The organism is Leptospiraceae bacterium (assembly GCA_024233835.1).
In the GTDB taxonomy this organism is placed as follows: Bacteria; Spirochaetota; Leptospiria; order Leptospirales; family Leptospiraceae; genus JACKPC01.
The window spans coordinates 219053-241101 of the sequence record JACKPC010000002.1; the positions used below are offsets into that span (position 1 = coordinate 219053).

General features: G+C 33.8%; 23 protein-coding genes. 9 read left to right on the forward strand and 14 right to left on the reverse strand.

Annotated features, from left to right (window positions below; all coding sequences use genetic code 11):
- Positions 1-21: 21 nt before the first annotated feature.
- From H7A25_10215 to H7A25_10225, 3 genes are all read right to left on the reverse strand, one after another.
- Positions 22-1653: a PAS domain-containing sensor histidine kinase gene (locus H7A25_10215; GenBank protein MCP5500266.1), complete on the reverse strand. Its 1632-nt coding sequence runs from the start codon at positions 1651-1653 to the stop codon at positions 22-24.
- Between the two features lie 106 nt (positions 1654-1759).
- Positions 1760-4342 (reverse strand): DUF4132 domain-containing protein, encoded by a 2583-nt coding sequence (locus H7A25_10220; GenBank protein MCP5500267.1) that lies wholly within the window; start codon positions 4340-4342, stop codon positions 1760-1762.
- A gap of 1 nt (position 4343) precedes the next feature.
- Positions 4344-4796, reverse strand: coding sequence for a hypothetical protein (locus tag H7A25_10225; protein MCP5500268.1), 453 nt, complete (start codon positions 4794-4796; stop codon positions 4344-4346).
- Positions 4797-4906: 110 nt separating this feature from the next.
- On the opposite strand from H7A25_10225, the gene H7A25_10230 reads away from it, so the two are divergent.
- From H7A25_10230 to H7A25_10240, 3 genes are all read left to right on the forward strand, one after another.
- On the forward strand, positions 4907-5545 hold the full coding sequence (locus tag H7A25_10230) for a hypothetical protein (protein MCP5500269.1): 639 nt from the start codon (positions 4907-4909) through the stop codon (positions 5543-5545).
- A 16-nt stretch (positions 5546-5561) separates the two neighbouring features.
- A complete protein-coding gene (locus tag H7A25_10235; protein ID MCP5500270.1) occupies positions 5562-6254 on the forward strand; it encodes a gamma-glutamyl-gamma-aminobutyrate hydrolase family protein in 693 nt (230 codons plus the stop codon).
- 62 nt (positions 6255-6316) lie between these two features.
- Positions 6317-7252 carry a hypothetical protein gene (locus tag H7A25_10240; GenBank protein MCP5500271.1) on the forward strand — a complete coding sequence of 312 codons (936 nt, stop codon included), beginning with the start codon at positions 6317-6319 and terminating at the stop codon, positions 7250-7252.
- A gap of 6 nt (positions 7253-7258) precedes the next feature.
- On the opposite strand, the gene H7A25_10245 is transcribed toward H7A25_10240, so the two are convergent.
- From H7A25_10245 to H7A25_10260, 4 genes are all read right to left on the reverse strand, one after another.
- Positions 7259-8353 carry a zinc ribbon domain-containing protein gene (locus tag H7A25_10245; GenBank protein MCP5500272.1) on the reverse strand — a complete coding sequence of 365 codons (1095 nt, stop codon included), beginning with the start codon at positions 8351-8353 and terminating at the stop codon, positions 7259-7261.
- 8 nt (positions 8354-8361) lie between these two features.
- Positions 8362-9111, reverse strand: coding sequence for a DUF3108 domain-containing protein (locus H7A25_10250; protein MCP5500273.1), 750 nt, complete (start codon positions 9109-9111; stop codon positions 8362-8364).
- 78 nt (positions 9112-9189) lie between these two features.
- A complete protein-coding gene (locus H7A25_10255) occupies positions 9190-9903 on the reverse strand; it encodes a hypothetical protein (protein MCP5500274.1) in 714 nt (237 codons plus the stop codon).
- A gap of 92 nt (positions 9904-9995) precedes the next feature.
- A complete protein-coding gene (locus H7A25_10260; GenBank protein ID MCP5500275.1) occupies positions 9996-10523 on the reverse strand; it encodes a gamma carbonic anhydrase family protein in 528 nt (175 codons plus the stop codon).
- Between the two features lie 92 nt (positions 10524-10615).
- Between H7A25_10260 and H7A25_10265 the strand changes: the two genes are divergently transcribed.
- From H7A25_10265 to H7A25_10285, 5 genes are all read left to right on the forward strand, one after another.
- A complete protein-coding gene (locus H7A25_10265) occupies positions 10616-11176 on the forward strand; it encodes an AAA family ATPase (GenBank protein MCP5500276.1) in 561 nt (186 codons plus the stop codon).
- Positions 11177-11205: 29 nt separating this feature from the next.
- Positions 11206-12744, forward strand: a complete 1539-nt coding sequence (locus H7A25_10270; GenBank protein ID MCP5500277.1) for a hypothetical protein — start codon at positions 11206-11208, stop codon at positions 12742-12744.
- 69 nt (positions 12745-12813) lie between these two features.
- Positions 12814-13227 (forward strand): MerR family transcriptional regulator, encoded by a 414-nt coding sequence (locus H7A25_10275; protein ID MCP5500278.1) that lies wholly within the window; start codon positions 12814-12816, stop codon positions 13225-13227.
- 123 nt (positions 13228-13350) lie between these two features.
- Positions 13351-13695 carry a MerC domain-containing protein gene (locus H7A25_10280; GenBank protein ID MCP5500279.1) on the forward strand — a complete coding sequence of 115 codons (345 nt, stop codon included), beginning with the start codon at positions 13351-13353 and terminating at the stop codon, positions 13693-13695.
- 57 nt (positions 13696-13752) lie between these two features.
- Positions 13753-14559, forward strand: a complete 807-nt coding sequence (locus H7A25_10285) for a hypothetical protein (protein ID MCP5500280.1) — start codon at positions 13753-13755, stop codon at positions 14557-14559.
- On the opposite strand, the gene H7A25_10290 is transcribed toward H7A25_10285, so the two are convergent.
- From H7A25_10290 to H7A25_10305, 4 genes are read right to left on the reverse strand one after another with little or no spacing between them, the layout of a single operon-like run.
- Positions 14560-15315, reverse strand: coding sequence for an SH3 domain-containing protein (locus H7A25_10290; GenBank protein ID MCP5500281.1), 756 nt, complete (start codon positions 15313-15315; stop codon positions 14560-14562).
- A complete protein-coding gene (locus tag H7A25_10295; GenBank protein ID MCP5500282.1) occupies positions 15316-15627 on the reverse strand; it encodes a rhodanese in 312 nt (103 codons plus the stop codon).
- Positions 15628-15638: 11 nt separating this feature from the next.
- A complete protein-coding gene (gene mutL, locus H7A25_10300) occupies positions 15639-17405 on the reverse strand; it encodes a DNA mismatch repair endonuclease MutL (GenBank protein ID MCP5500283.1) in 1767 nt (588 codons plus the stop codon).
- Between the two features lie 6 nt (positions 17406-17411).
- On the reverse strand, positions 17412-17789 hold the full coding sequence (locus tag H7A25_10305) for a transcriptional repressor (protein MCP5500284.1): 378 nt from the start codon (positions 17787-17789) through the stop codon (positions 17412-17414).
- 279 nt (positions 17790-18068) lie between these two features.
- Here H7A25_10305 and H7A25_10310 point away from each other — a divergent pair, with 279 nt between their 5' ends.
- The gene (locus H7A25_10310; GenBank protein ID MCP5500285.1) at positions 18069-18287 is read left to right on the forward strand and encodes a ferredoxin; all 219 of its coding nucleotides are present in this window, start codon (positions 18069-18071) and stop codon (positions 18285-18287) included.
- A 47-nt stretch (positions 18288-18334) separates the two neighbouring features.
- Here the strand turns inward: H7A25_10310 and H7A25_10315 are convergent, their stop codons facing one another.
- From H7A25_10315 to H7A25_10325, 3 genes are all read right to left on the reverse strand, one after another.
- Positions 18335-19762 (reverse strand): alkaline phosphatase family protein, encoded by a 1428-nt coding sequence (locus H7A25_10315; GenBank protein ID MCP5500286.1) that lies wholly within the window; start codon positions 19760-19762, stop codon positions 18335-18337.
- 154 nt (positions 19763-19916) lie between these two features.
- A complete protein-coding gene (fliM, locus tag H7A25_10320) occupies positions 19917-20942 on the reverse strand; it encodes a flagellar motor switch protein FliM (protein MCP5500287.1) in 1026 nt (341 codons plus the stop codon).
- Positions 20939-22018 carry a hypothetical protein gene (locus H7A25_10325; GenBank protein ID MCP5500288.1) on the reverse strand — a complete coding sequence of 360 codons (1080 nt, stop codon included), beginning with the start codon at positions 22016-22018 and terminating at the stop codon, positions 20939-20941. The genes fliM and H7A25_10325 overlap by 4 nt, the downstream gene beginning before the upstream one ends.
- Between the last annotated feature and the right edge of the window lie 31 nt (positions 22019-22049).

Below are 22049 nucleotides of genomic sequence, written 5' to 3' on the forward strand. Positions count from 1 at the left end.
AATCCTTAAACTATAAATATATCATACTTCTTTATATATTCTTTTTGGGATACTAAAAGTAAATTTGGTACCTAAATTAATTTTGCTTTCAGCCCATATTTTTCCTCCATGTCTTTCAATAAACTCTTTACAAATCATCAATCCCAGTCCGGACCCAATATTACCAGAAGTATCTTTTCTAACTATTTTATCATCAATTTTAAATAATTTAGAAACATCTTCCTCTGCAATTCCGATTCCAAAATCTTGAATAGAAACTTCATAATCCTTTAAACTCTTATTAACTGATATAATAATCTCAGTTTGCGGTCGTGAAAATTTAATAGCATTTGTTAATAAGTTTCTAATAACAGTACTTATCATATTCCTATCTATAATTCCATAATAAAGTTTCTCGGTCTCAAATTTCATTTTTATATTTTTATTCGAAGCGATTGTATTACATAATTCAATATTTTCCATTATTATAGAGTTTATCTCGTTATTTATAGGGTTAAATTGAATTCTATTGGTATGAGAACTTGCCCAAAGTAAGAGATTCTCAAGCAAATGAAAGGCTCGATCAGCTGATTTCTTTATATTCACAATCATCTCCTGAATTTTTTCCTTAGACATACCACCAATATTCATTAATATTAAATCAGTAAATCCTAAAATACCATTAAATGGATTTTTTAGGTCATGAGCAATGATTGAAAAGAATTTATCTTTACTTGCATTTAACTCTTCCAAACTCCTTTCATACTTTATTCGTTCTGTTACATCAAGTAGAATGGTTGATGAATATATTTCTCCATTTTCATCTTTGAATCTAAACCCACTTCCATCTAAATATATCAATGAACTATCTTTTCTTTTAAAAGGTACGTTCTTAAATTCATACTTATTGTCTTTTGCAATCTGTTTTCGCAATTTTTCTCTGAATGTCAGATCAACCCATAAGTCCTGTGCTTTAAATTGTTTCAACTCTTCATAGTCAGTATATCCAAATAACTTTAAATATGCAGAATTAACTTCTATAAATTCTCCTTTTGAATTTATCATACCATATGCTTCTTGCATATTTGTAAACAGTTTCCGGTATTTCTCTTTACTTTTAAGAACAGCTTGTATATAGGTATCCTCTTTTTTAAAATAAAGATAGAGTAGGAATTGAGCAATAAAATAAACTATAATGTGAGCAATTACAGAAAAGCTTACTATAACAGCTTTTCTACTATTCAGAGTATTAAATAATACATAAATGCTCGTATATTTTAAATTGTTTCTTCCTTGTTCTTCAATCGGAACTATCATTCGAAAGCGATCAGAGAATTTATTTGTAAATTTTTCAAAATAGAACTTTTTCTCTGCTGATAAATATTCTATACTTCTTCTTTCCCAGGAATCAAATTGGTTATAATCAGAGCTACTTTTACTTTCAATCAAATGAAACTTTATGGTATCCTCAGAGAAAAGTTCATTTAACTTTGTAAAATCCTCATTCAATCTTGAGTCATGACCATGCAAAACGGTTAAGAACTTATATATCATATTCATTCTAATTAATGCAAGGTCATCAAAGTGAGAATAAGCAACTTTTATATCCCATATAGTTGATACAAAAATTACTAAAAATAGAGATATACTTAGAAAAAAGTAATTCCTTTTCATAATTAAATATTATACACTAAGATTACCATCTCTGTAAATAACAATACTATCTTTTATACCTCAGAAGATTTATGATTTTTCTTTAATCATAAACGAGGCAAATTGCTTATTTTTTTATCTGACTTACTATACTGGAATCAACTATCTTATCATCCTCAGCCAATAAGAATGCTTTACTCAACAATAGGGAAAGACCTGCATCTCCTTCAAAAGGGAGAAAAATTTTAGATTGAGGATCTTTTTTCCTATCAGCAACAATACAGAGATATTCATCATTAGGTTCCATTAGAATGTTTGTACTGCCAATATGAATCTTATAAGTTCGAATACTACCTTTTATCAATAAAAACTTGTCTTTTATCTCTGCAACCTTTGCAATCTTAAGCCTGGGAAGCAATCGTTCCAATATTTGTTTTCTAACCTTTGCTGTCTCGTTCAAGTTTCCAAATGAATAAGTCTGCCAGTAATTTCGATGCTGAGTATCTACTGCTCCTCTATCGGACCATTCCGGATCATTTCCTACACTTGCAACACCAACAAATAAATCTGTATCACGCATAACTTCTGACAACACAATAGGCGGAATATAGAGTAATTCTTCCGGTTTTCCATCGCGTATAAAACGAATCTGGTCAGTTCCTACATAATTCCAGATTCCGGCATCATTAAAGGAATCTTCGATATATATTTCATTGATCCAGAACTCTGCACTCAAGTTATATTCCGGAATACTAATGCGTGCAATTTCACCGTCACGGCCATCATCATAAGCTCCTAATAAAGAATAAGACCAGGTTCTACCCTTAGCTAAGGTATTAAATTGGTGTTGCTTCAGAATATGAGCTGCCATCCGGTTACTATAGACGCGAGTTTCGAGTTCAGCATCGGTTAAAATATATACTTCTCGGAAAACCTGTTTAATTGCCTGCTTGATTTCCTTTTCCATGAAAAACTCTCTCCAGGAAAGAATATCCTCCAGCTTTTTTCCTACCGGATGCCAGAGTCGAATCGAATAAGTTTCATCCGGAACCAATTCTTTTTGCTCTACATCGATCCATTTTCCTTCATAAAAAAATAGATCCTGTGTTTCTGTACCTTTATAAAATGTCCATAATAAGGTTTTAGCTACTATCGACATAAGGCCGTGATTAAAAAGGTATTTTTGAAAATTCTTATAAGTATAGTGTCTATCGTATATATAAGAACGATCTAATCTATCTCTCTGTGCACTTAAGGTCTTTTGTATTTCTTTTTGTAGATCTGCTATATTTTTTAGCTCAGCTTTCTTTTCTTTTTTTAAAGCAGCCGGTGCAGATTTCAAAGCTTTACCCTCTCTTGTTTGCCATTTCAAGCTTACATCCTTAAAACTTTCCAATTCTAAGATAAGCCTGTATTCATCAAAATCATAGATTATTTTTCTATCCTGTAATCCATAATCCGATACAGATAAGTCTTCCATTTCATGAATACTCAGATTCATTTCACTCGCCAGATTACTTATGTACTTGTTTATCAGTTTTAATACCGAGGACTGTTTCAATTTCAACTTCAAACGCGAAAGAATACTCACAGCTTCCAGACTTTTAGATTCTGCCAGAACATAAAAACAGGCGTTCCCTATTGCCTGGTTAGCCGGCCCGGTTCCCGGTATTTTTTTATAACTTTTTTCAGCTACTTTCGAAAGCAAATGTATAAGAGAATCATTAATTACCAGAACTGAAGACCAGACCAGAACTTTTAACATATCAGCATTTACACCGCTTATATTATGATAAACATCGTAATGATAATCCCGGTTATTATGATTATAATGCCTGGTTTCTTTTTTGATTTCAAAGTACACAAACGCATCCAGCCAGGATAAAAGCTTTTCTCTATAGGCTTCTTCACCTATAGGCTCTATGGCTTCTTTAAGTTCTTTTAGTTGCTTTGCAGACGGACTTCCTCCGCTTGTTTTTTTTAAGGCCGCGAATAAACGGTAATAGCCCTGCTGAACATTTTCAGGAAACCCGGTTACTTCTATATTAAGTTTCTCTCCAAATGTATCTTCATCTGACCACAGAATTGCAGGAAATGTTTTCTCAGTTTCCTTATCATTTCCGGAAAGAGAATGCAGTAATTCAGTAGCCATAATACGTAGCTTATCACGCTCTTTTTTATTATATAAGGATGGAAATAGTTTCGAATCTTTCTCTATAAATTTCTGTAAGAAGGAAACTACTCTTTCCGAACTTCCATTTTTATCCGTATAGTATTTGATCTGCTTGATTATATACGTATTCGGCATAGAAGAAGAAGTAAGAAAATCAGAGAAAGAGTTTTCTAAAAATTTAATTAACTCATCTTCCGTGAAATCTATTTTAGAACGAACGATAGCTTCATAGATAATTCGAAATATATAAGCAACTCGGTATAATTTATCCCAATCATTATTTTTACTTTTTTCAGATAAATTGGAAGATACTCGAGTAATACTGAATAGATTATCTAATAAGGTGTAGACTACTTCTTTTTTAAAAGTTTCTTCCTTTTTCTTTATAGACTCAAAAGAAGGAGAATCTTTTATTTTTATTGTATAATATCGATCTTGATGCAGTTCATCAAATACAGTTTCAATAAATTTTTCGACTTCTGTTTCGAATTGAATTTCCAGTTTGAAATCTTTGACGATCTTCTTTAATCTGTTCATCTTATCCTCCAACAAGGGGAGTAAGCTTTATGAAGCTAATTTCCGTATTCTCATCTATACTTAAAACCTCATCAAGCTTATCTACCTGTTGATTATTATATAAAAGTATAAATGCATTATTTTCAAAGCCCTGAATAGCTTCTTTGCACTGTTTTTCCGGATCTATTTTTTTACGTTTCTTCATCCGAAATCCATTAAGGGTTCGCTCCGCATCATCGGGTTGAACAAGACCATTATAATACTCAGCGATAGTTTCATTATATTTTTCAACTTCTCGCAGTACCCGGGTTCGAATGATTTCTTCAACACTGGCTTTTTCAAAGACAATAGGAATTCGAAAAGTTTGCAGTATTACACCGTTAAGAGTTTCATCTTTAAATTGAATGGTTACAGGCATGTTTACATTTTTTTCTAATAAATCTATTTTGAGCAAGTCAATTTTTAAAACTTCCAATAATATCTTAACTAATTTATTCGTAAAGGTTTACAAAAATCACTTTCAAAACTTAATGGTTTTTAAGGTCTCTTTTACTCAGGGCAAGCATAGAGGAGAATTAGTTAATTATGAAAAAGACAGAAAAAATTGAAAAATCACTACAGGAGGATGAGGTAGAATATTTTTATTCCTTATTAGCAGAAGAAGTAACAGGCTACGATTGCGGAACCCTCTGTAGTAAAGATAACGGTGGGGAACCTTTTTGTTGTAAGGTGGAAAATGCGATCCCCATTCTTTATATAAACGAATACAAACTGGTTAGAAGCAGAACCGATCTCTGGAGTAAATGGTCGCCCAAAACAAAGGAAGATAAAACCTTTAAAAAAGAGAACGAAGGTTTGGATACCATTTTTTGTGAATGTAAAGGTGTACAATTTTGTGAAAGAAATAATCGCTCGATAAGTTGTCGAACCTTTCCCCTGGAGCCCTATATAGATAAAAGGGGAGTAATTGTAGGATTAGTTTTTATCAAGGAGTTAAGTCATGGCTGTCCATTGTCTATAAGATTTAAAGATATCCGCCAGGAATTTATAGATGCACATTTTCTTTTTTGGGAAAAATTCTTATTACGAAAAAAGGAAGAGTACGAAGTTTATCAAAAAGCTTCCAAAGGTTACAGAATTTCAAGAACCAAAACAGGAAAGTCTTTCCCTATTTTACTACCTTCTCATCTTCTTAATAAAAACTATCTCAAGAAATACCTATAAGATAGAGGTAAATAACATGAAAGCAAAAATAGGTTTAACTTTATGTATAGATGATGAAAGAATGATAAAGGGTAGAGGAGAATATTATTATATTAATCGAAAATATTCTATATCTATAAAAAATGCAGGGGCCATACCCATCCTCTTAAACCCTGAAATGTCAGTTGAAGAAACATTAGAGATTTGCGATGGACTTGTTATTTCCGGAGGAAATGATATTCCACCGGAGCTCTATAAAGATACAAAAAAAACTGAGCTTGAATTGGAAATTTTAGAAAGAATTCAATGGGAAAGAAATCTAATTGATGCTTTTGATAAACATAATAAACCTATTTTAGGAATCTGTTACGGAATGCAACTTCTCAATGTACATTTCGGAGGAAATTTACACCAGGATATACGTCTTGCCTGTAAAAATCCTATAGAGCACGGAGGAACCGGAAACAAAATTACACACAGGGTAAATATTGTACATGAAAGTTCCTTATTTCCAGTTTTAGGATCTAAACTTGAGGTTGCTTCCATGCACCACCAATGTATTGATCGTTTAGCATCTAAATTTATTCGTTCTGCCTATTCCGATGATGGGGTTATTGAAGCTATAGAAGCAGAAAATATACTCGGCTTAGAGTGGCACCCTGAGGCAGATTCCAGCGGTCTATCAATCTTTCCTTTTTTCCTTTCCTTGATCGATAAAAATAAAAAATAAAAAAGAATTGCAAATAATAATAAAGAGAGATAGTTTCTTCTTAGTAAAAAGAAGGACTGCCCATGCCCCTACTCCATATAAAGTTAGCTGAAGAAGATAATACCCTTAGAGTAAAAGCAAGTTTACAAAATACGAAAAAGAAATTTTATATTCCACTCGATGAAATAAAAACCAAATTTCACTTAATATATAAAACCCTGGAGCATATCAAAACTAAAAATGAAACTGTTTTTCAAGAATCTATTCACTCCTTAAGCAAATCTATACTTGAGCCAATCAAAAACTTCTTAAATGAAGCCGATCATATTTGTTTTAGTATACAACCCGAAATAGTACGATGCACTTTCGATCTTTTAGAATGGAAAGACAAAGCCCTGTTTTTGCAATTTCCTATTACCTATACAGTCAGTAACTTTTCTATTATAACTAAGCCGGACTTAGAAATAGAAGACGCGGTTCTCGTAGCCGATAAAACCTGCGATCCGGAAGGTGCCTGCAAGTCTTTACATAATGAACTCTCCGATTCAGAATTTTTTAAAATAGAAAATATTAGCGTAGAAGAAATTGTAGAAAAAACTGATGATATTAGCTTATTATTAATCAGTGCACATGGAGATTTATCGAATAATAATACAGGAACCATAGGAATCAATAAAGAAAAGTTAAAGTCTTCCCATCTTGAAGAAATAGATTGCTCCCTGGTTTATTTTGATTCCTGCCAGATGGGTGTAAACGTGAAATTCCTTGAAGCTTTTTCTGAAGAGCAATCTACCCAGTATTATGTGGCTCCTATTATCAGTAATGACGCGGGTGACTCTTCAACTAAAACTATCCAGTTTTTTTTTGATGAACTTTCAAAAACAAAAAGCCCTGCCGGCTCTCTATTTTATGCCAGGAAAAAACTCTTTAAGTTCTATACAGAAAAAGGTTTATCTATCATTAAAGTTCTAAATAAATCTTTTCCTTTTCGCCTATATGAGTTTGATATGGAAGAGTAAACTCCTTTATTCCAGAGAAGGTTGAATGTTTTTAATCGATCCGACTCGATTAATTTCCGCTTTAAAAACATCTCCTTTTTTAAAAGAACTCCATTTTCTTTCAGGAATACTCTTTTTATAGACTTCTTCCTTCTTTTTCCAGATATATTTTAGTATTATAATATACTCATCGACACGTTTTCCTTCTCTTTCCTGAAGTGAAACATATCTTCCTTCTCCAATATAGGTTTTTGGCCAATACGGTTTTTCAACATTGTCGTTTCCTCGTGAATTTACGTCCCTTTCGTGAATCCATTTTTGAATTTCATAACGAAACTTTGTCTTATAAACCGGCTCATCTCTATAGATAGCTTCCCGGTAGTTTTCCGTATAGCTTTCCGAGCAATATTTGGTTTTATCACAGTATTTATCTGAAAAGGTTCCATTCCCATTATCTGTTTTTCCGCAAACATAAGTTTCCGTGCCGCAGGAAATCTGTCGGGTTTTATTTCGAGTTCGATCCTCATAGTGATCCAGAACCTTATCATGATGGTGAATTTCGCGACTCGAACGAATACCGCGAGCACCTGTTGGAGTCGAATCCCAGGAAGAATCCTGAACCCATTTGTACTGCTCAATTTCTATACTGCGAGTCCAAGAAAAACTATCTGCTTTCAGTTCAATATCTGTAGTTGAAAAAAAGAAAAACCAGATTATACCTGCTAAAAAAAGAATAGAAGAAATAATCCATTTACTAAAAGAACTCTTCTTTGTCTCATATTTCTCCTGTGGTTTCGTGTCTTTTTTTTGAAAATCTTCTGAACTTTTCGGAACTTCAGAAAGCTTATAGTCTTTTTTAACTCTTACTGCATCATCACTTTCCTTGGGACTTCCACAATTATCACAAAACTTATTTCCAGCCGGGTTATCACCTCCGCAACTGGAGCATTCCCAGTCGGGTTCAAGTTTAGCATAACTATTATCAATAAGCTCAGCATTCTCAGGCAAGTAAAATTTAACATCACTTCCTCTGGGTGCTCCGCAGGCCTGACAGTGTTTTGCAAGCCCCCTATTCGCTTCCTTACAGTTTAGGCAATCCCATTTGCCCTCATACGTCGCCATACAAACTCCTAAAATTTAGTTGAGATAAGTTCCACAGTAACATGGCCCAAATAAGGAATCTTAGATGTTATTTTCAAAGGAATTTTTTTATCATCGTTACTCACCCATATTTTCACTTCACCTTTGGAAAGAAACATACCTGAGGTCGAAATATAGGGTCTACTTACTACGGCTGTATATTTTTTATTGAGACCATCCACTTCCAGCTCGATCTCTTCTACTTCAAGAATTTCCATTTTCATTTTAACAATTTTTAGATCATCAAAAACTGTAAGATAAAAAATGTCACCTTTCTTTCCTTTACGCTTATCAGCGCGAGTATAATAAATTGCTGATAGAAAATCCTGAAAATCGGAAGGGAGATTTTTCGTCTCACCTTTTTTATATTTCCACCTGGCATCTTTTCTCATTTCCCCTTTTTTGCCGGTATTTCCGGAAAACTGCTTTTCCCCCCAACTGGCCAGATGCTTCAGATGATCATATAATACTACATTATGCCTGTGATAAAAACCTTCGTTCAGATCTTTTTCGCTATAATAAGGACGTTTTTCTACAGGCTCCCAGTAGCTAATAATCTTATCTTTAACGGGGAATACTGCCTGGATTGCTTTATTTCCTCTCGCTTCTGTTTTCAAAATCAAACATTTTTTTTGAGAACCACAGGAAATAGTTCCATCGATGGACATACTGGAGTAACCTACCGGCATTATCCCCCAGCGTATCTTATAAAGAAACTTTTCACCTACACGAAAAGGCAAATCCTCACCTGAAATTTGAAATAACAGAGAAAATATAATATAGAATATTATGAATATTTTTGAATTCAATAATACTTCCTAGGTTTCTTTTTTCTTACTTTCTTTTGCAAAGTTTATATCACCCATAATAATAGCTTCAGTTTTATATTCTTTCTCCAGATCCAGGTAATACCGAAGACCTTTTCCATAAATCTCATCTTCAGAACTCTTTAATTTCTCTGCATCTTCTTTAAATTTGGCCCGGATTAACAGCTGGTAAGAAATCCATTCGCAAAAACCTTCCAACTGGTATTTCTCAATCTCACCTAATTTAACTTCTCCCCATTCCTGAAATTGCCAGATGTGGGCTAATTCATGAGTAATAGTTCCGAGAACTTCTCCTTTGGGTCTACCTTTTTGGATTATAATTTCATTATCAGAATTGGCCATACCGGCGACATTGAGAGGAGAACAACCCTGACCGGATAGTGTATGACGGGTAGCTCGAATAGTTTCTGAGAAATCCAAAAAAGAAATCTTTTTTAATTTCTTTAGTTTTATAGTGTACATTTCGGCTAACAAAATAAGAGATACCTTAAATAAAGCTTTCAACTGCTCTTCTTTCATCACAAGATTAGGAAAACATTTGGGACATGAAATATGGTTTAAATCAATTTCAACCGGTTTTCCGTTCCTGATGGGTAAATGACAATAAGAGCATACAGGAAGTCGGGAACACCTGATGCATACATTCTTATCATTCAGGGTAATGTACCGACCCTCTATTAAATCACCACAAACACTGCAATTCATAAACAGTCCTTCTCTACATATTCTTCTCCCCCCATAGGTTTCTTATCAAGAATTTTTCGATTTTTCTGGAAATAAATTGTAGTTTATAAGATTCAGACAGGATAAAACTCCCCGGAATTTTTATAAATAGCTCCATATTCAGAATAATTTTTGGCAGTTCCTAAAATCATATTTCTTTCTTTATCTGTGATGTCCCGGACAATTTTTGCCGGACTTCCCATAATCATTACACCGGAGGGAAACTTTTTTCCGGGTGTAACAAGAGCCCCGGCTGCAACAAACGAATATTCCCCTATCTCTACATCGTCCATCACAGTCGCACCCATTCCCACAAAAGAAAAGTCTTTAAGAACACAGCCATGAATAGTGGCCCGGTGGCCGATAGATACATGGTTTCCGATGATTGTAGGAAAGGTTCCTTTGCTTACATGTACAAGGCTCATATCCTGAATATTGCAAAAATTGCCAACCCGGATATAATTTACATCCCCCCTGAGAAGAGTTTGAAACCAGATACTGGTTTGTTCACCAATTTCTACATCACCGATAATTTCTGAACTTGGTGCAATAAATGCTGAATCTGCAATTTTTGGTTGAATCCCTTTATATGTATAAATCATTTTTTCTCCGTCTATACCTTTATATTCCACTTTCCAGAATGTAGGTCTTTTGTAAAATGGAAACAGAGCGAATTTTTTCGAGAGGAGTGTCAATGAAGTATAATTTTATAGTTGCTGAAGGTTTTGATGGTTCCGGAAAATCCACCCTCGCAAAATGGATTGCAGAAGAACTGGGTTACGAATACCATAAAACTCCTATGGGCATTTTTGCCGATTTACGAACTCATCTTGATACAGAAACAGTTAACCTTGAAGAAAGGTATTGCTTTTATGCTGCTGATTGTATGAGAGCCTCCCTCTATATCACTGAAAAAATCAAAAATGGTGGTAAAATAATTCTGGATAGATACTATTATTCAACCATTGCCTATCATGAGTCCAAGCAGGCAGGAATTTCTCAAAAACTTCCCGGGTTATTCTCCCCGCTATTGAAACCCGATCTGATTTTATATGTAAAAACCAGTTTTCCCCTCACGCTTGAGAGGATGAAGCTCAGGCAAAATTCTCCGGATGATGAACTTTTTCTAACTGAAACTCTCTATAATCGTATAGACAAAACCTTTCTTTCTGTTTTTGATAGTAAATATGAGTTGGTTGACAATACCGGAAATCTGGATAATACCCAGAAAAGTATTCTAAAGCTTCTAGAGTAATATAATATTAAAAAGGAATTAAGTTTTTCATGTCATACCGGCTGTTATTCTCATTCTATCTCTCCCTGCTTTTTCATGCAATATTTATTGTTTTCATGATAAGTCCAAAAATTTCCAACCAAAAACTTATCTGCGGGAGAGATTTTCCGGTGCAAAAAGTCGAGGAGCTTAATTTTGATGTAAGCTTTGAAGTTCCTAAAGATCTCTTCCATTTCAAAGAAAGTAAACAGGAATCGGAAAAAGAAACAAAAGATAAAACTGAAGCAAAACCGGGAAAAGAGACAAGTAAGGAAAAAACGGAAGAGGAAAAGAATAAGGAAGAATTCAGAGAAAAACTGGCTGAAAAGTACAGCAAAGGAAAATGGAAAGATCTCGTTAAAAGTTTAAAAGAAACAGAAGGAATGAGAGAATCCTTTGATAACACATTTAAAGACCTTTTACCCGGTTCAAAAGTAGGGAATTCATATATTTATCGGTATCGCCACTATGAAGATATGATAGTAAAGGAAGTTCTTCCTACGCTTCACAATTTAGAGAAAAAATTTACAGATGAACTCCAAATTGCTGAAAAGGAATTTGAAGAGCATAAAGAAAGAAATGAGATCATAGATGAATTTCGCCAGGGGGAAGAAGCTGATTTTTTCAAAATGGAAAAAAATTCAGAGCCAAGTGAACTTGTAACAAAACCTGTACTCAATATGCCAAAGGAAGAAAGAATGAAATATTTTGATAAAACTCTTCCTTTACCTAAAGAAAAGCAAATGCAGGATTTCATGGAAAGGTTTTCAGGCTTCGATCCGGATAAAGGTGATTTAGCTATGCTCTACAGGGATCTTTATTATGAGAACTTGCAAAGACTGGCCTATACATTCAGTTCGGATTCCAGCTATTTCACAATTGATTACTTCGAGGAAAATTTAAATAAAGAAGACTATCTCAAAAATGCTATGAGTCTTACTTCAGAATTAAAAGGTACAAAAACAGCTACTGAAATCTTATTCACCCTTGAAAATATTTATGAAATCCAGTCCAGGGCTTTTGCACAGTATTTCCAGTTCTATGATAGATATAAGAGCTTTTCTCCTTCAATGAAAAAAGAACTTCGCTATGAAACGATTCGCCGTGTAATTGAAAAATACAAACCGATTATAGAAGCAAAAAATTATCACAACTACCAGGATGTAAAAAAAGAATATTTCCGCAAACGAGTAGAAATACTCGACTATCTGATGCAAACTTCCCCGGACTCATACAGGAAAAAAGATGCTCTTTTCGAAAAAGGAAGAATCCTCTGGGAAGAAGGAGCAGAAAGCAATAATCCAAAATATCAGGAAGAAGCAATAAAAACTTGGAAAAATATTATTTCCAGTACCAATACAGGTGACTTTTTATACGAGAATTCTTACTCTCAATTAGACAAACAAATTAAAAAATTTGTAAGTGCTAAAAATATCCAGGAAAAAAATAATATAAAAAATTCCATCAACTTCATTCTTAACTCAAGATTGTTTGATACATTAAACCAGAAAAGACAGAGAGAAGATCGAATTCTCTGGAAGCAAAAATAAATTTTTTTCTTATAAAAAGAAAAACTCTTGATTTATCTGATAAAGAAAAAATAAAATTTCTCTTTGTAAATGGATTATTATACAATTAGTCAACTTGCACAAAAAGCCGGTGTAAATGTAGAGACCATCCGTTATTATGAAAGAATAAATTTAATTCCAAAACCACCCAAGAATTCCTATGAATATCGAAAATATCCCCTGAGCATTCTTGATAGAATAAAGTTTATTAAAAAATTTCAGTCCCTGGGCTTCAGTCTAAGAGACATTTCTGAAATTTTAACACTTCAGGAAGAGACAAGCTATGAAAAAGTAAAAAAAATCTTTGAAGATAAGTTATTCAAAATTGAAAAAGAAATTAGGGAACTAGAGAACTCGAAAATGAAAATTGAGGATCTTCTGAACTGTTTAGTCTCCAGTAAAGAAATAAATTTCTGTTTATTTTATAAGCCCGAAAAGAGCAGGAATTCTTCTAAATGCAATTAAATTTCATTGACGAAATAAGATAGAAATATTGATAGTGGATATGTGTATATAAGCTGTACTGTCAACGGCGATGAACCTGGCTGCTCACATCCTTCCAAAAAAGGATTTCTACACAATCTGGGAATGAGTTTACCCATACTCTGTGCCATTCACTGTGTACTGAGTCCTATTCTTTTGAGTCTTTTACCTTTAAGTCTTGGAAGTTCAAGTTTATGGGTTCATAATCCCATACTGGAACTCTTATTCCTTGTGTTAAGTTTTCTAATAGCTCTTCCTATTTTTTTCACAAATTATAAAAAACATAGAAAAAAGAAAATTCTGGCTCTATTTACAATTTCATTATTCCTTATAATCCTAAATTTTTTCTTCGGAGAAAGTCAAAATTTAGAAAATTGGTTAGGAGTTCCCGGTAACCTCCTACTTTCAGTCAGCCTCATCTGGAATCTCAGACACCAAAAGCAATCCTAAATTTGGAAATAAAATAGAAATTGACGTAATCAATTTATGTAAATTATACTTCCTATAATGAAGCTCAGTTATTCTTTATTCTGGCTGGTTTATCTTCTTCCCTCTCTCGTAGGTGGTGCTTTTGGTATCATCAATTACAGGGAAAAACACCTGATTCTTTACGGAGCCTACATCCTTCTTCTTATATTAGGTTATTGCTTCTATATTTTAGGAATTGGAAGAATGTTGATTGATTATAAGAAACCCTTCAGATTGAGTCATCAAGTTTTATTCCTTGCTTTTTTAATTCCTGCACTGATTTCACCATTTTTTTATTGGAAACATATTCAGGGTAACGAGATTAAGCTCCTCTACATTTTTTATGCTACCATGATGATGCAGACTTTCTTTTATCTGATATCTTTATTCCTCGAATATAGATATGTAAGAGGAAAAAGTCCAAATTATAAATTTATTTTTTTTCTTCCACCCATTATTCAAATCATCAGTAGTCTAATTGTCGCAGCTTTTTTCTTATTTAAATTTACAAATAATTTAAATATACTGGAGTTTGTTTTTAAAATCTCAGTTCTATTATCGATTGTCATTTACACAGGAGGATTCATTTTAACTTTTTTTCACAGTAGCCCCTCCGGTAACAAAGGTCTATTTTTTTCCATTGTCCCTATAATTGCCTATTCGAACCTGATGAGTTATATAAACAACAGGGCTTTAAATATCTTCAAGGGAGATTTTTATTCCTTGTATTTCATTTTCCTGGCTGAATTATATATTTTTATTTTCGTATATTATTTTATGGTTATGATTACACTTCATTTTACCGGGAGAAAAAAGTCTGAGAAAGAAGAAATAATAACTGAATAATCATTTCATACAAAAATACCCTACTCGTTTCCAGATACAGGACTTTCCACTCTTTTTGGTTTTTCCAAGAATAATGCTGTTGTAGATGTCTCTGTTTTGTTTCTCTTTTTTACTCATAAAGTAACACATATCTTTATTTACTTCCGTTCCGGGAGCAAGAAAATCATTTATATCTGTATCGGGTAAATACGAATTTATCTCCGGTTTATAGACAAGAACCATATTATCTTTCATAGAACGTGTTTTGCCTCCCTTCTTTAATTCTTTTACTTTATAAAACAGAATACTGATGGTATGATTCTTTACTACATATTTACCGGCATAAGCAAGTCTGGTTTTATCATTGTTTTCTGCAGAAAAAGTCTTTAGATATAAAACCTTTCCATTATAAAAATTATACTCCTCAGTCTCAAAATAACAGCCTTTCTTACAATCACAACCCAAATTTTTTCTTTTAAGATACATCTTTTTTTTCCGAGAAGCTGCTTTTTTTTCGGAAAGATAAGCACCAAAAACGTAGGATTCTTCACCTTTTAACTTATACCATTTGTCATTTACACCATCCACCCGCTGCTTAATGCCACTTGAATTAACATACACTTCTGTACCGTAAGGTAAAAAATTAAGCCTTTTCGATAATACAGAAGGTTTTGAACGGATAGATAAAAAATCTGCTATAACAATTTTTTTTTCATATACGTCAGCAAAAACACATACAGGCAAAAGAATAATTACTATAAAAAGATATAACTTCATTCAATATCTTGGATAAGAAGAATCAATTTCAAGGGAATAAGCATTAATTCCACCATGTAAGCTTTTTGCATTACTAAATCCCTGCTGTTTAAAATACATAACAGCCTGCATACTACGAAATCCATGATGACAATAAAAAATAATTTCTTTTTCCTTATCCCACTTATTAATCATTTCTTCTACCAATTCATCTGTAAGAAGTAATGAATCGGAAAAACGCACAATTTCTGTTTCCCAGGCTTGACGTACATCAATCAGGCATAAGTCATTGTTTCCCATTTTTTGTTTCAACTCTTTGCAACTAATTTCCACAAATCTCTCCTCTATTTTCGATGAAACATTTTCTCCAAATCATTCTTACTTAACTTTATTAATGTAGGTCTACCATGGGGACAGCGTGAAGGGTTTTCACAATAGCTTAAACGATTTAATAGTTCGGCCAGTATGTGATCGGATACATGATCCCCTTTTTTAATAGCTGATTTACAGGCTACAGATTTGGCCATAATATCAAAAAGTTCTTTTTCTTCGCTACTTTTAAGTCTTTCAAAAAAATCTAAAATAGTTTCTTTTTCTCTTCCGGCTTCCAGATAAACCGGAACTTCCCTTAAAACAATCGTTCCATTTCCAAAAGGTTCAAATGTAAGTCCTACTTTTTGAAACTCTTCTCCATACTCAATAATTTCCTCATATTCTTCCATTGACAAATCAATTCTCATCGGACTCAAAAGTGTCTGACTAAGATTTGAAGACTTTTTTAATTTTTTTAGCACTTCTTCATATCGGATCCTCTCGTGAGTCGTATGCTGATCGATTATATAAAGACCATCTTCTGCTTCTGCTAAAATAAAAGTCTCAAAAACAAGACCAAAGTGCTTTTTCGGAATAAATTCACGATGAACTCGAGGAGCTTCGGTTAAATCTCCTAATTTAATTCCGGCTCCCGCCGTATTAACTGAATAAGCTTTTTGTACATGAGGTTTTTGGTATAAATCATTGTGTAATATGTTTTGTAGAAGACTCTCTTCTTTTTTTTCTTCCTGCTTTGGTTTTACCTGGATAGGCTTTGATAGCCTGTGTTTCATTTCCAAAAAACTAACCGGTGTGCTGGAACGAAGACTATTATTAATCAATTGGAGGAAAAAAGCCTGGAAAAGCTCTTCATTTAAAAAGCGAATTTCCTTCTTTGCCGGATGAACATTTACATCTATATGAGAAGGATCTATTTCAAAAAAAAGAAAACAATATGGATGAGCAGTAGGAGGTAATAATTCATCATAAGCTTTCTTTAAGAAACTGGAACTATATTTTACTTCAACCGGTCTGTTATTTATATAAATATATTGTCCTGTTCTATTGGAACGATAAAAATCCGGATCGGAAATAAACCCCCGTGCATGAATTCCTTTCCATTCAAGATCTACAGAAATAAGGTGGCCCCGCATTCCTTCTCCCATGACAGAGATAATTCGCTCTTCTTTGGTTTCAGGCTTTAGATTAAATATTTCTTTTTCATCCTGCCTATAACGAAAAGCTACATCATTTCTACAAATGGCGATACTTGAAATCTTTTCGCGAATTTTCCTATCTTCAGAGCGTTCTGATTTAATAAATTTTCTTCTTACAGGAGTATTATAAAATAGATCTTTCACTAAAATTTTAGTACCCTTAAAACCGGTAACAACTTCTTTATTTGTAAGGATTCCATTGATGAAGCTTGCTTTTAAAGCCGGATTTATCTCATCTATCCCACTTGTAATAAAAAGCTCAGATACAGCTGCAACAGAAGCAAGGGCTTCTCCACGAAAACCATAGCTTAAAATGGACTCCAGATCCTGTAAATCCCGTATCTTACTGGTAGCATGTCGCTTTACAGCTAATTCAATATCATCTTCAGCTATACCGTTTCCATTATCAGCGATAAGAATCGATTCAATACCACCGCTTTGTGTGTGAATATCAACTTGCTCGGACCTGGCATCCAGAGAATTTTCTATAAGCTCTTTAACTACAGAATGAGGAGATTCAATAACCTCACCAGCTGCAATTTTATTGATGAGGTTGTTATCAAGTTCAAATATAATTCCCACTAATAATTAATACATAGAAACACAATTTTCACAAAGGCCAATAATGGTAATTGAGATTTCTTCCGGCGTGAATCCATAAGCATTCAAATTCAATTTACGAGTTATATCTACTTCCGGATAATCAAAAACTTCAGAACAATTCCTACAAACAAGATGAGAATGAGAATCCAAAACTCCATCATATCTGGCTGATTCAGTATTGATACTTAGTTTTTTAACCAGACCTTCCTGCACTAGAAACTCTAGAGAATTATAGACTGTAGCAAAACTAATTTTATCAGTAATTTTCCTGGTGGATTCAAAAACCATTCTGGCTGATGGATGATCTCTTCTATCTCGTAAATTTTCCAATATAATTCTACGATGCTTCGTTAACTTTTTCATCATCTTCTCCAGATCCTATTTTTCTTTACCGGAAAGCCTTCCTTAAAGTTTATGCTAAATTACTATTGAAGTCAAGAAATTTAATTTAAAATTATTCTAAATTCTTATTGATCTATTTCACATATCTGACACAGAATATTAGAACCAGTCTAATATAGTTTGGTATAATTTTTGCATATATTTTTCTGAATATTTTAACTCTCCTGACCGTAAGGATGAAGCTTGACCGTTCCATATACAGTAAAATAATAGTCCTAAAATTGAATAAGGAGAGGAAGAATGGGAAAAATAGCCTATGTTAATAAAGACGACTGTACTTCCTGTAATCAGTGTGCAGACAATCTACCGAAATACTTTCAAATGGATGATAACGATACATCCGAAACCCATATTAATGGTGAAAGTGTAAATAATGCTAATATCCCCGATGATGACATTTCTACAGTTCAAAAGGAAATGGATGAATGTCCCGGAGAATGTATTCTCTGGAAAAAGTAGGTTTACAAATATAGATGCTGTTTAAGTGCTTTTACTAAAAACAGCATCTACATTTCTTTTCTACAGTTTATCTTCAGCCAATTACAGGCATAATAAAATACATCTGTTACCTTTCTCATAGGTCTTTTTGTAAACGGTGGGTACATAAGTCCTATGGTATACATATCATCATCAAAGGGTAGAAATCCATGATGCGAACCAGGATATACATGAGAATTAAAAGTCACTGAATTATATATACTTCTGGAAAAAATAACACTTTTAGTAGTATATAAAACCCCCTCAGTTTCAGGACTCAATTTTTTCTTCACCCTATCAAAGAGCTTACCCTTACTTGTAAAAACTACACCGGGACAGGATTGCTTGACTCTTCTCTGTAAAACTCGCATATCTATAATATTACCATTGACCAAATCGTCCCCATCATTTTTAACGAGAGTTGCCATCCCTCCGTGGGAACGAAAATAATAATTCCATTGCTTCTTTCTAAGAACTATGTGGCCCATTCTTCTCAGAATATTATTTGGATAACAAATAGCATTATATTTCTTAAAACCATGATCGGATATAATAATCAAACCAATATTTTTCTTCTTATATAGATTAATTTCATCAATTAAAAGTCCTATAAGTTCATCTATTTTACTAATTTTCTGCTTTGCTGTTTTGGAGTATACTCCACCATTATAGTGGTGAGCCGAATCAATATCTGTTGTGTATATAAAAAGTAAATCCGGTTGTTTAGACTTCCATATTTCAATGCCCGCTCTCATCTTTTCAGTATCTCCGGTATACTCCGCAACATCAATACCTGTTCTTTCTTGAACCATTTTATACAAACCGGGACTGGAAAGTGCTTTTAAAAGCTTAATATCTTCTTCATTTTTATATCTCCAGTACTGAGGTATGTTATAGTTTATCTCAGCACCCACAGAAACCGGCCAATAAACTGAACCCGTTTTTAAGCCATTCTTCTTTGCATAATCCCATAATGTTGGTACTTTAATATCTTCTTTATACCAGTACCAGGCTCCATCTGTTTTCTTTTCAAATGGATCAATGGGTCGATTTGAAGTAATGCCGTGGGCGGAAGGATCAAGACCGGTTATCATAGAAGTATGTGAAGGATAAGTCAGAGTCGGATATACAGATCGAACCTTATTAGAAAAATTTGCCTTTTTCATAAGTTTACGAAAATTTGGCATTAAATTTAGAATAGACTCATCTTCTGAATAGTAAGCCGGAAAACCATCTACAGAAAGGATTATCAATTTCCTGGCCGGAGGGGGTAAAGGAGTCACATTTTGCCCGGGTGCTTCTTCTTCAAGTTTTGCAATTTCCTTTTGAATATTCGTATCACTTAATACTTCGAGAGAAGGATTTTCCAGTTTTAAGGGTTCCTTATTGTTCCCCAGAAGGAAATAGAAGAAACCGGGAATTAATAATACAAAGAATAGAAAAATAAATTTCTTCATAGCTATTATATGTCATTTTTTAATATTGGGGTTTGGAGGAAATGATGTTTTGAGAATTTATAAAAAGATTTAAGATAAAGCAAAAGAAAAATAAGCGAACCAAGCGGTGATTCGCTTATAAGAATTTCCCATAATTTTCGAGATAAAAAATTCCTTAATATTCCTGCTGTGAACGCGTGGAACCGAGTAACTCATCCGGAATTTCTTCGATTGTTTCTCCTATTTGAACTGCCAGGCGATTACCTGAACGTCCCGGTGTGCATTTGAATTTACTTCTATCCCCTACTTTAATAACAAGATCGGATTTGGTTGGAGTATTTTCTAACTTCACAATATCACCCACACTCAAATTCAGAAGATCATTCATGGTAATGTCTACAGAACCCACTTCAGTAATTAATGGAATTTTAATTTGATCCAGACGTTCTTGAATTACGACCTTATTTTCATCAGTTTCTCCACTTCTTAAAGAAGAATATAGATACTGAGCTGAGAGTTTATTAATAATTGGTTCGATCGTAATATAAGGAATACAAAGGTTGGTCATACCTTCTACATCCCCAACTTTTGTTTCCAGGGTAATCAAAACCACCATGTCATTCGGAGGTACAACCTGAGCAAACTGGGGGTTTGTTTCAATATTTCCTAACCTGGGTCGCAGATCGATTACTGTAGACCAGGCTTCTCTAAGGTTTCCCAAAATCCTAACAATGATACCTTCCATAACCGACATTTCGATATCAGAAAGCTCTCGGTTAATTTTAGCAGACTCTCCACGACCACCAAATAATCTGTCAATAATCGTAAAGGAGATAGATGGGTCCATTTCTAATATGGCGGAGCCTTTTAGAGGATCCATATTGATTACGGCCAGGGTTGTAGGATTGGGAATAGAACGAATGAATTCTTCATAAGTTAGCTGATCCACCGAAGCCACGTGAACTCCCACTAAAGCCCTGAGTTGTGCAGATAAACCTGTGGTCGCCTGTCTCGCAAAGGTTTCGTGCATCATTTGCAGTGTTCTTATCTGGTCTTTAGAGAACTTATCAGGACGCTTGAAATCGTAGATCTTTACTTTTTTCTGTTCACCTACAGCTGCGTATTCGTCTTCTGCGACCTCACCACTGGAAATAGCATTTAATAGTGCATCAATTTCATCCTGTGAAAGAATTTCTGTCATTTTTTTACCTTTGCAGAAAGATTTGTTATTTTCCAGAGTCCTCTGGGAGATGAATCAACTTTCCTAAGCGTGTACACATATTCAAACTTTTTTATTACTCGATTCACACTTCTCTCCACATAGACAACCACCCTGGACAGGTTTGAACTTAAATATCTTACCTTTTGAACCTGATAGTGTTTTAATTTTCCATTTCTGGATTCGCTTAAATACCTCTTAAACTCATCGACGATTGCAGGACGATTATAAGATTCTGCCTTTGAATATTCTCCAGCAAAACCAGTATACGACATGATAAACTCGGAAAAGTGAATATACTTAAAATAATAGGTCCAATTTCCTTTTAATTCGGCTCCTAAAAATAGATAGATGATTTCTTCAGGAGAGAGCTCCTCAGCATTTTGAGAAGTTGTATAGAAAGGCTTTTCTGATTTTTCTTTTTTATTTGGAAATACTGTAAAATAGGATTGATTGTCAGATTTTAAAAGAGAGTTCCTGTCTTCTGTATAATTGGGGTAAAAGAATCCTCTTACATAGTATTTTTTCCCGGTTTCAAAATCATAGTAATTACTCAGATTTAAACGCCTTGTAAAAGACTCACCCGGATGAATCAGAATTTCTTTGACTCTATCTCCCACCAGATTCTCCGGCCTATTTCTTCTTTCTTGAACTCTATCCAGAATTTTTTGAGAGTTTCGAGAAGGCACCAATGTATATTTCTCTCCATGAAACTGGGTAGAGGCCCGTTCAGGCGAATAAGAAACGACTTCCACCTTTTTTTCCAGTGATAAACCATCACGAGGAGAAATGAGTTCATCATTTTCATCTTTTATGATAAATTGATAGGTCTGTAACTCACCCAGACTTGGATAAATTCGAAGCGGTTCTTTACCATAGTTTCGTATGGTAAAATCTATATAAACCTCATCTCCTTCTCTGTAGAACCTATCACTCATCTGTATGTTTGCTTTTGCCTGAAGATGAAGAAAGTTCTCGGAATAGTTCCCACGTACATCTCTATCCGGATAAGAAAATAAAGCAAGGGGTAATAAAAGAAGAAGATAGAATCTAATCATACTTAATTTAAACATCGGTTAATTCAGAAAT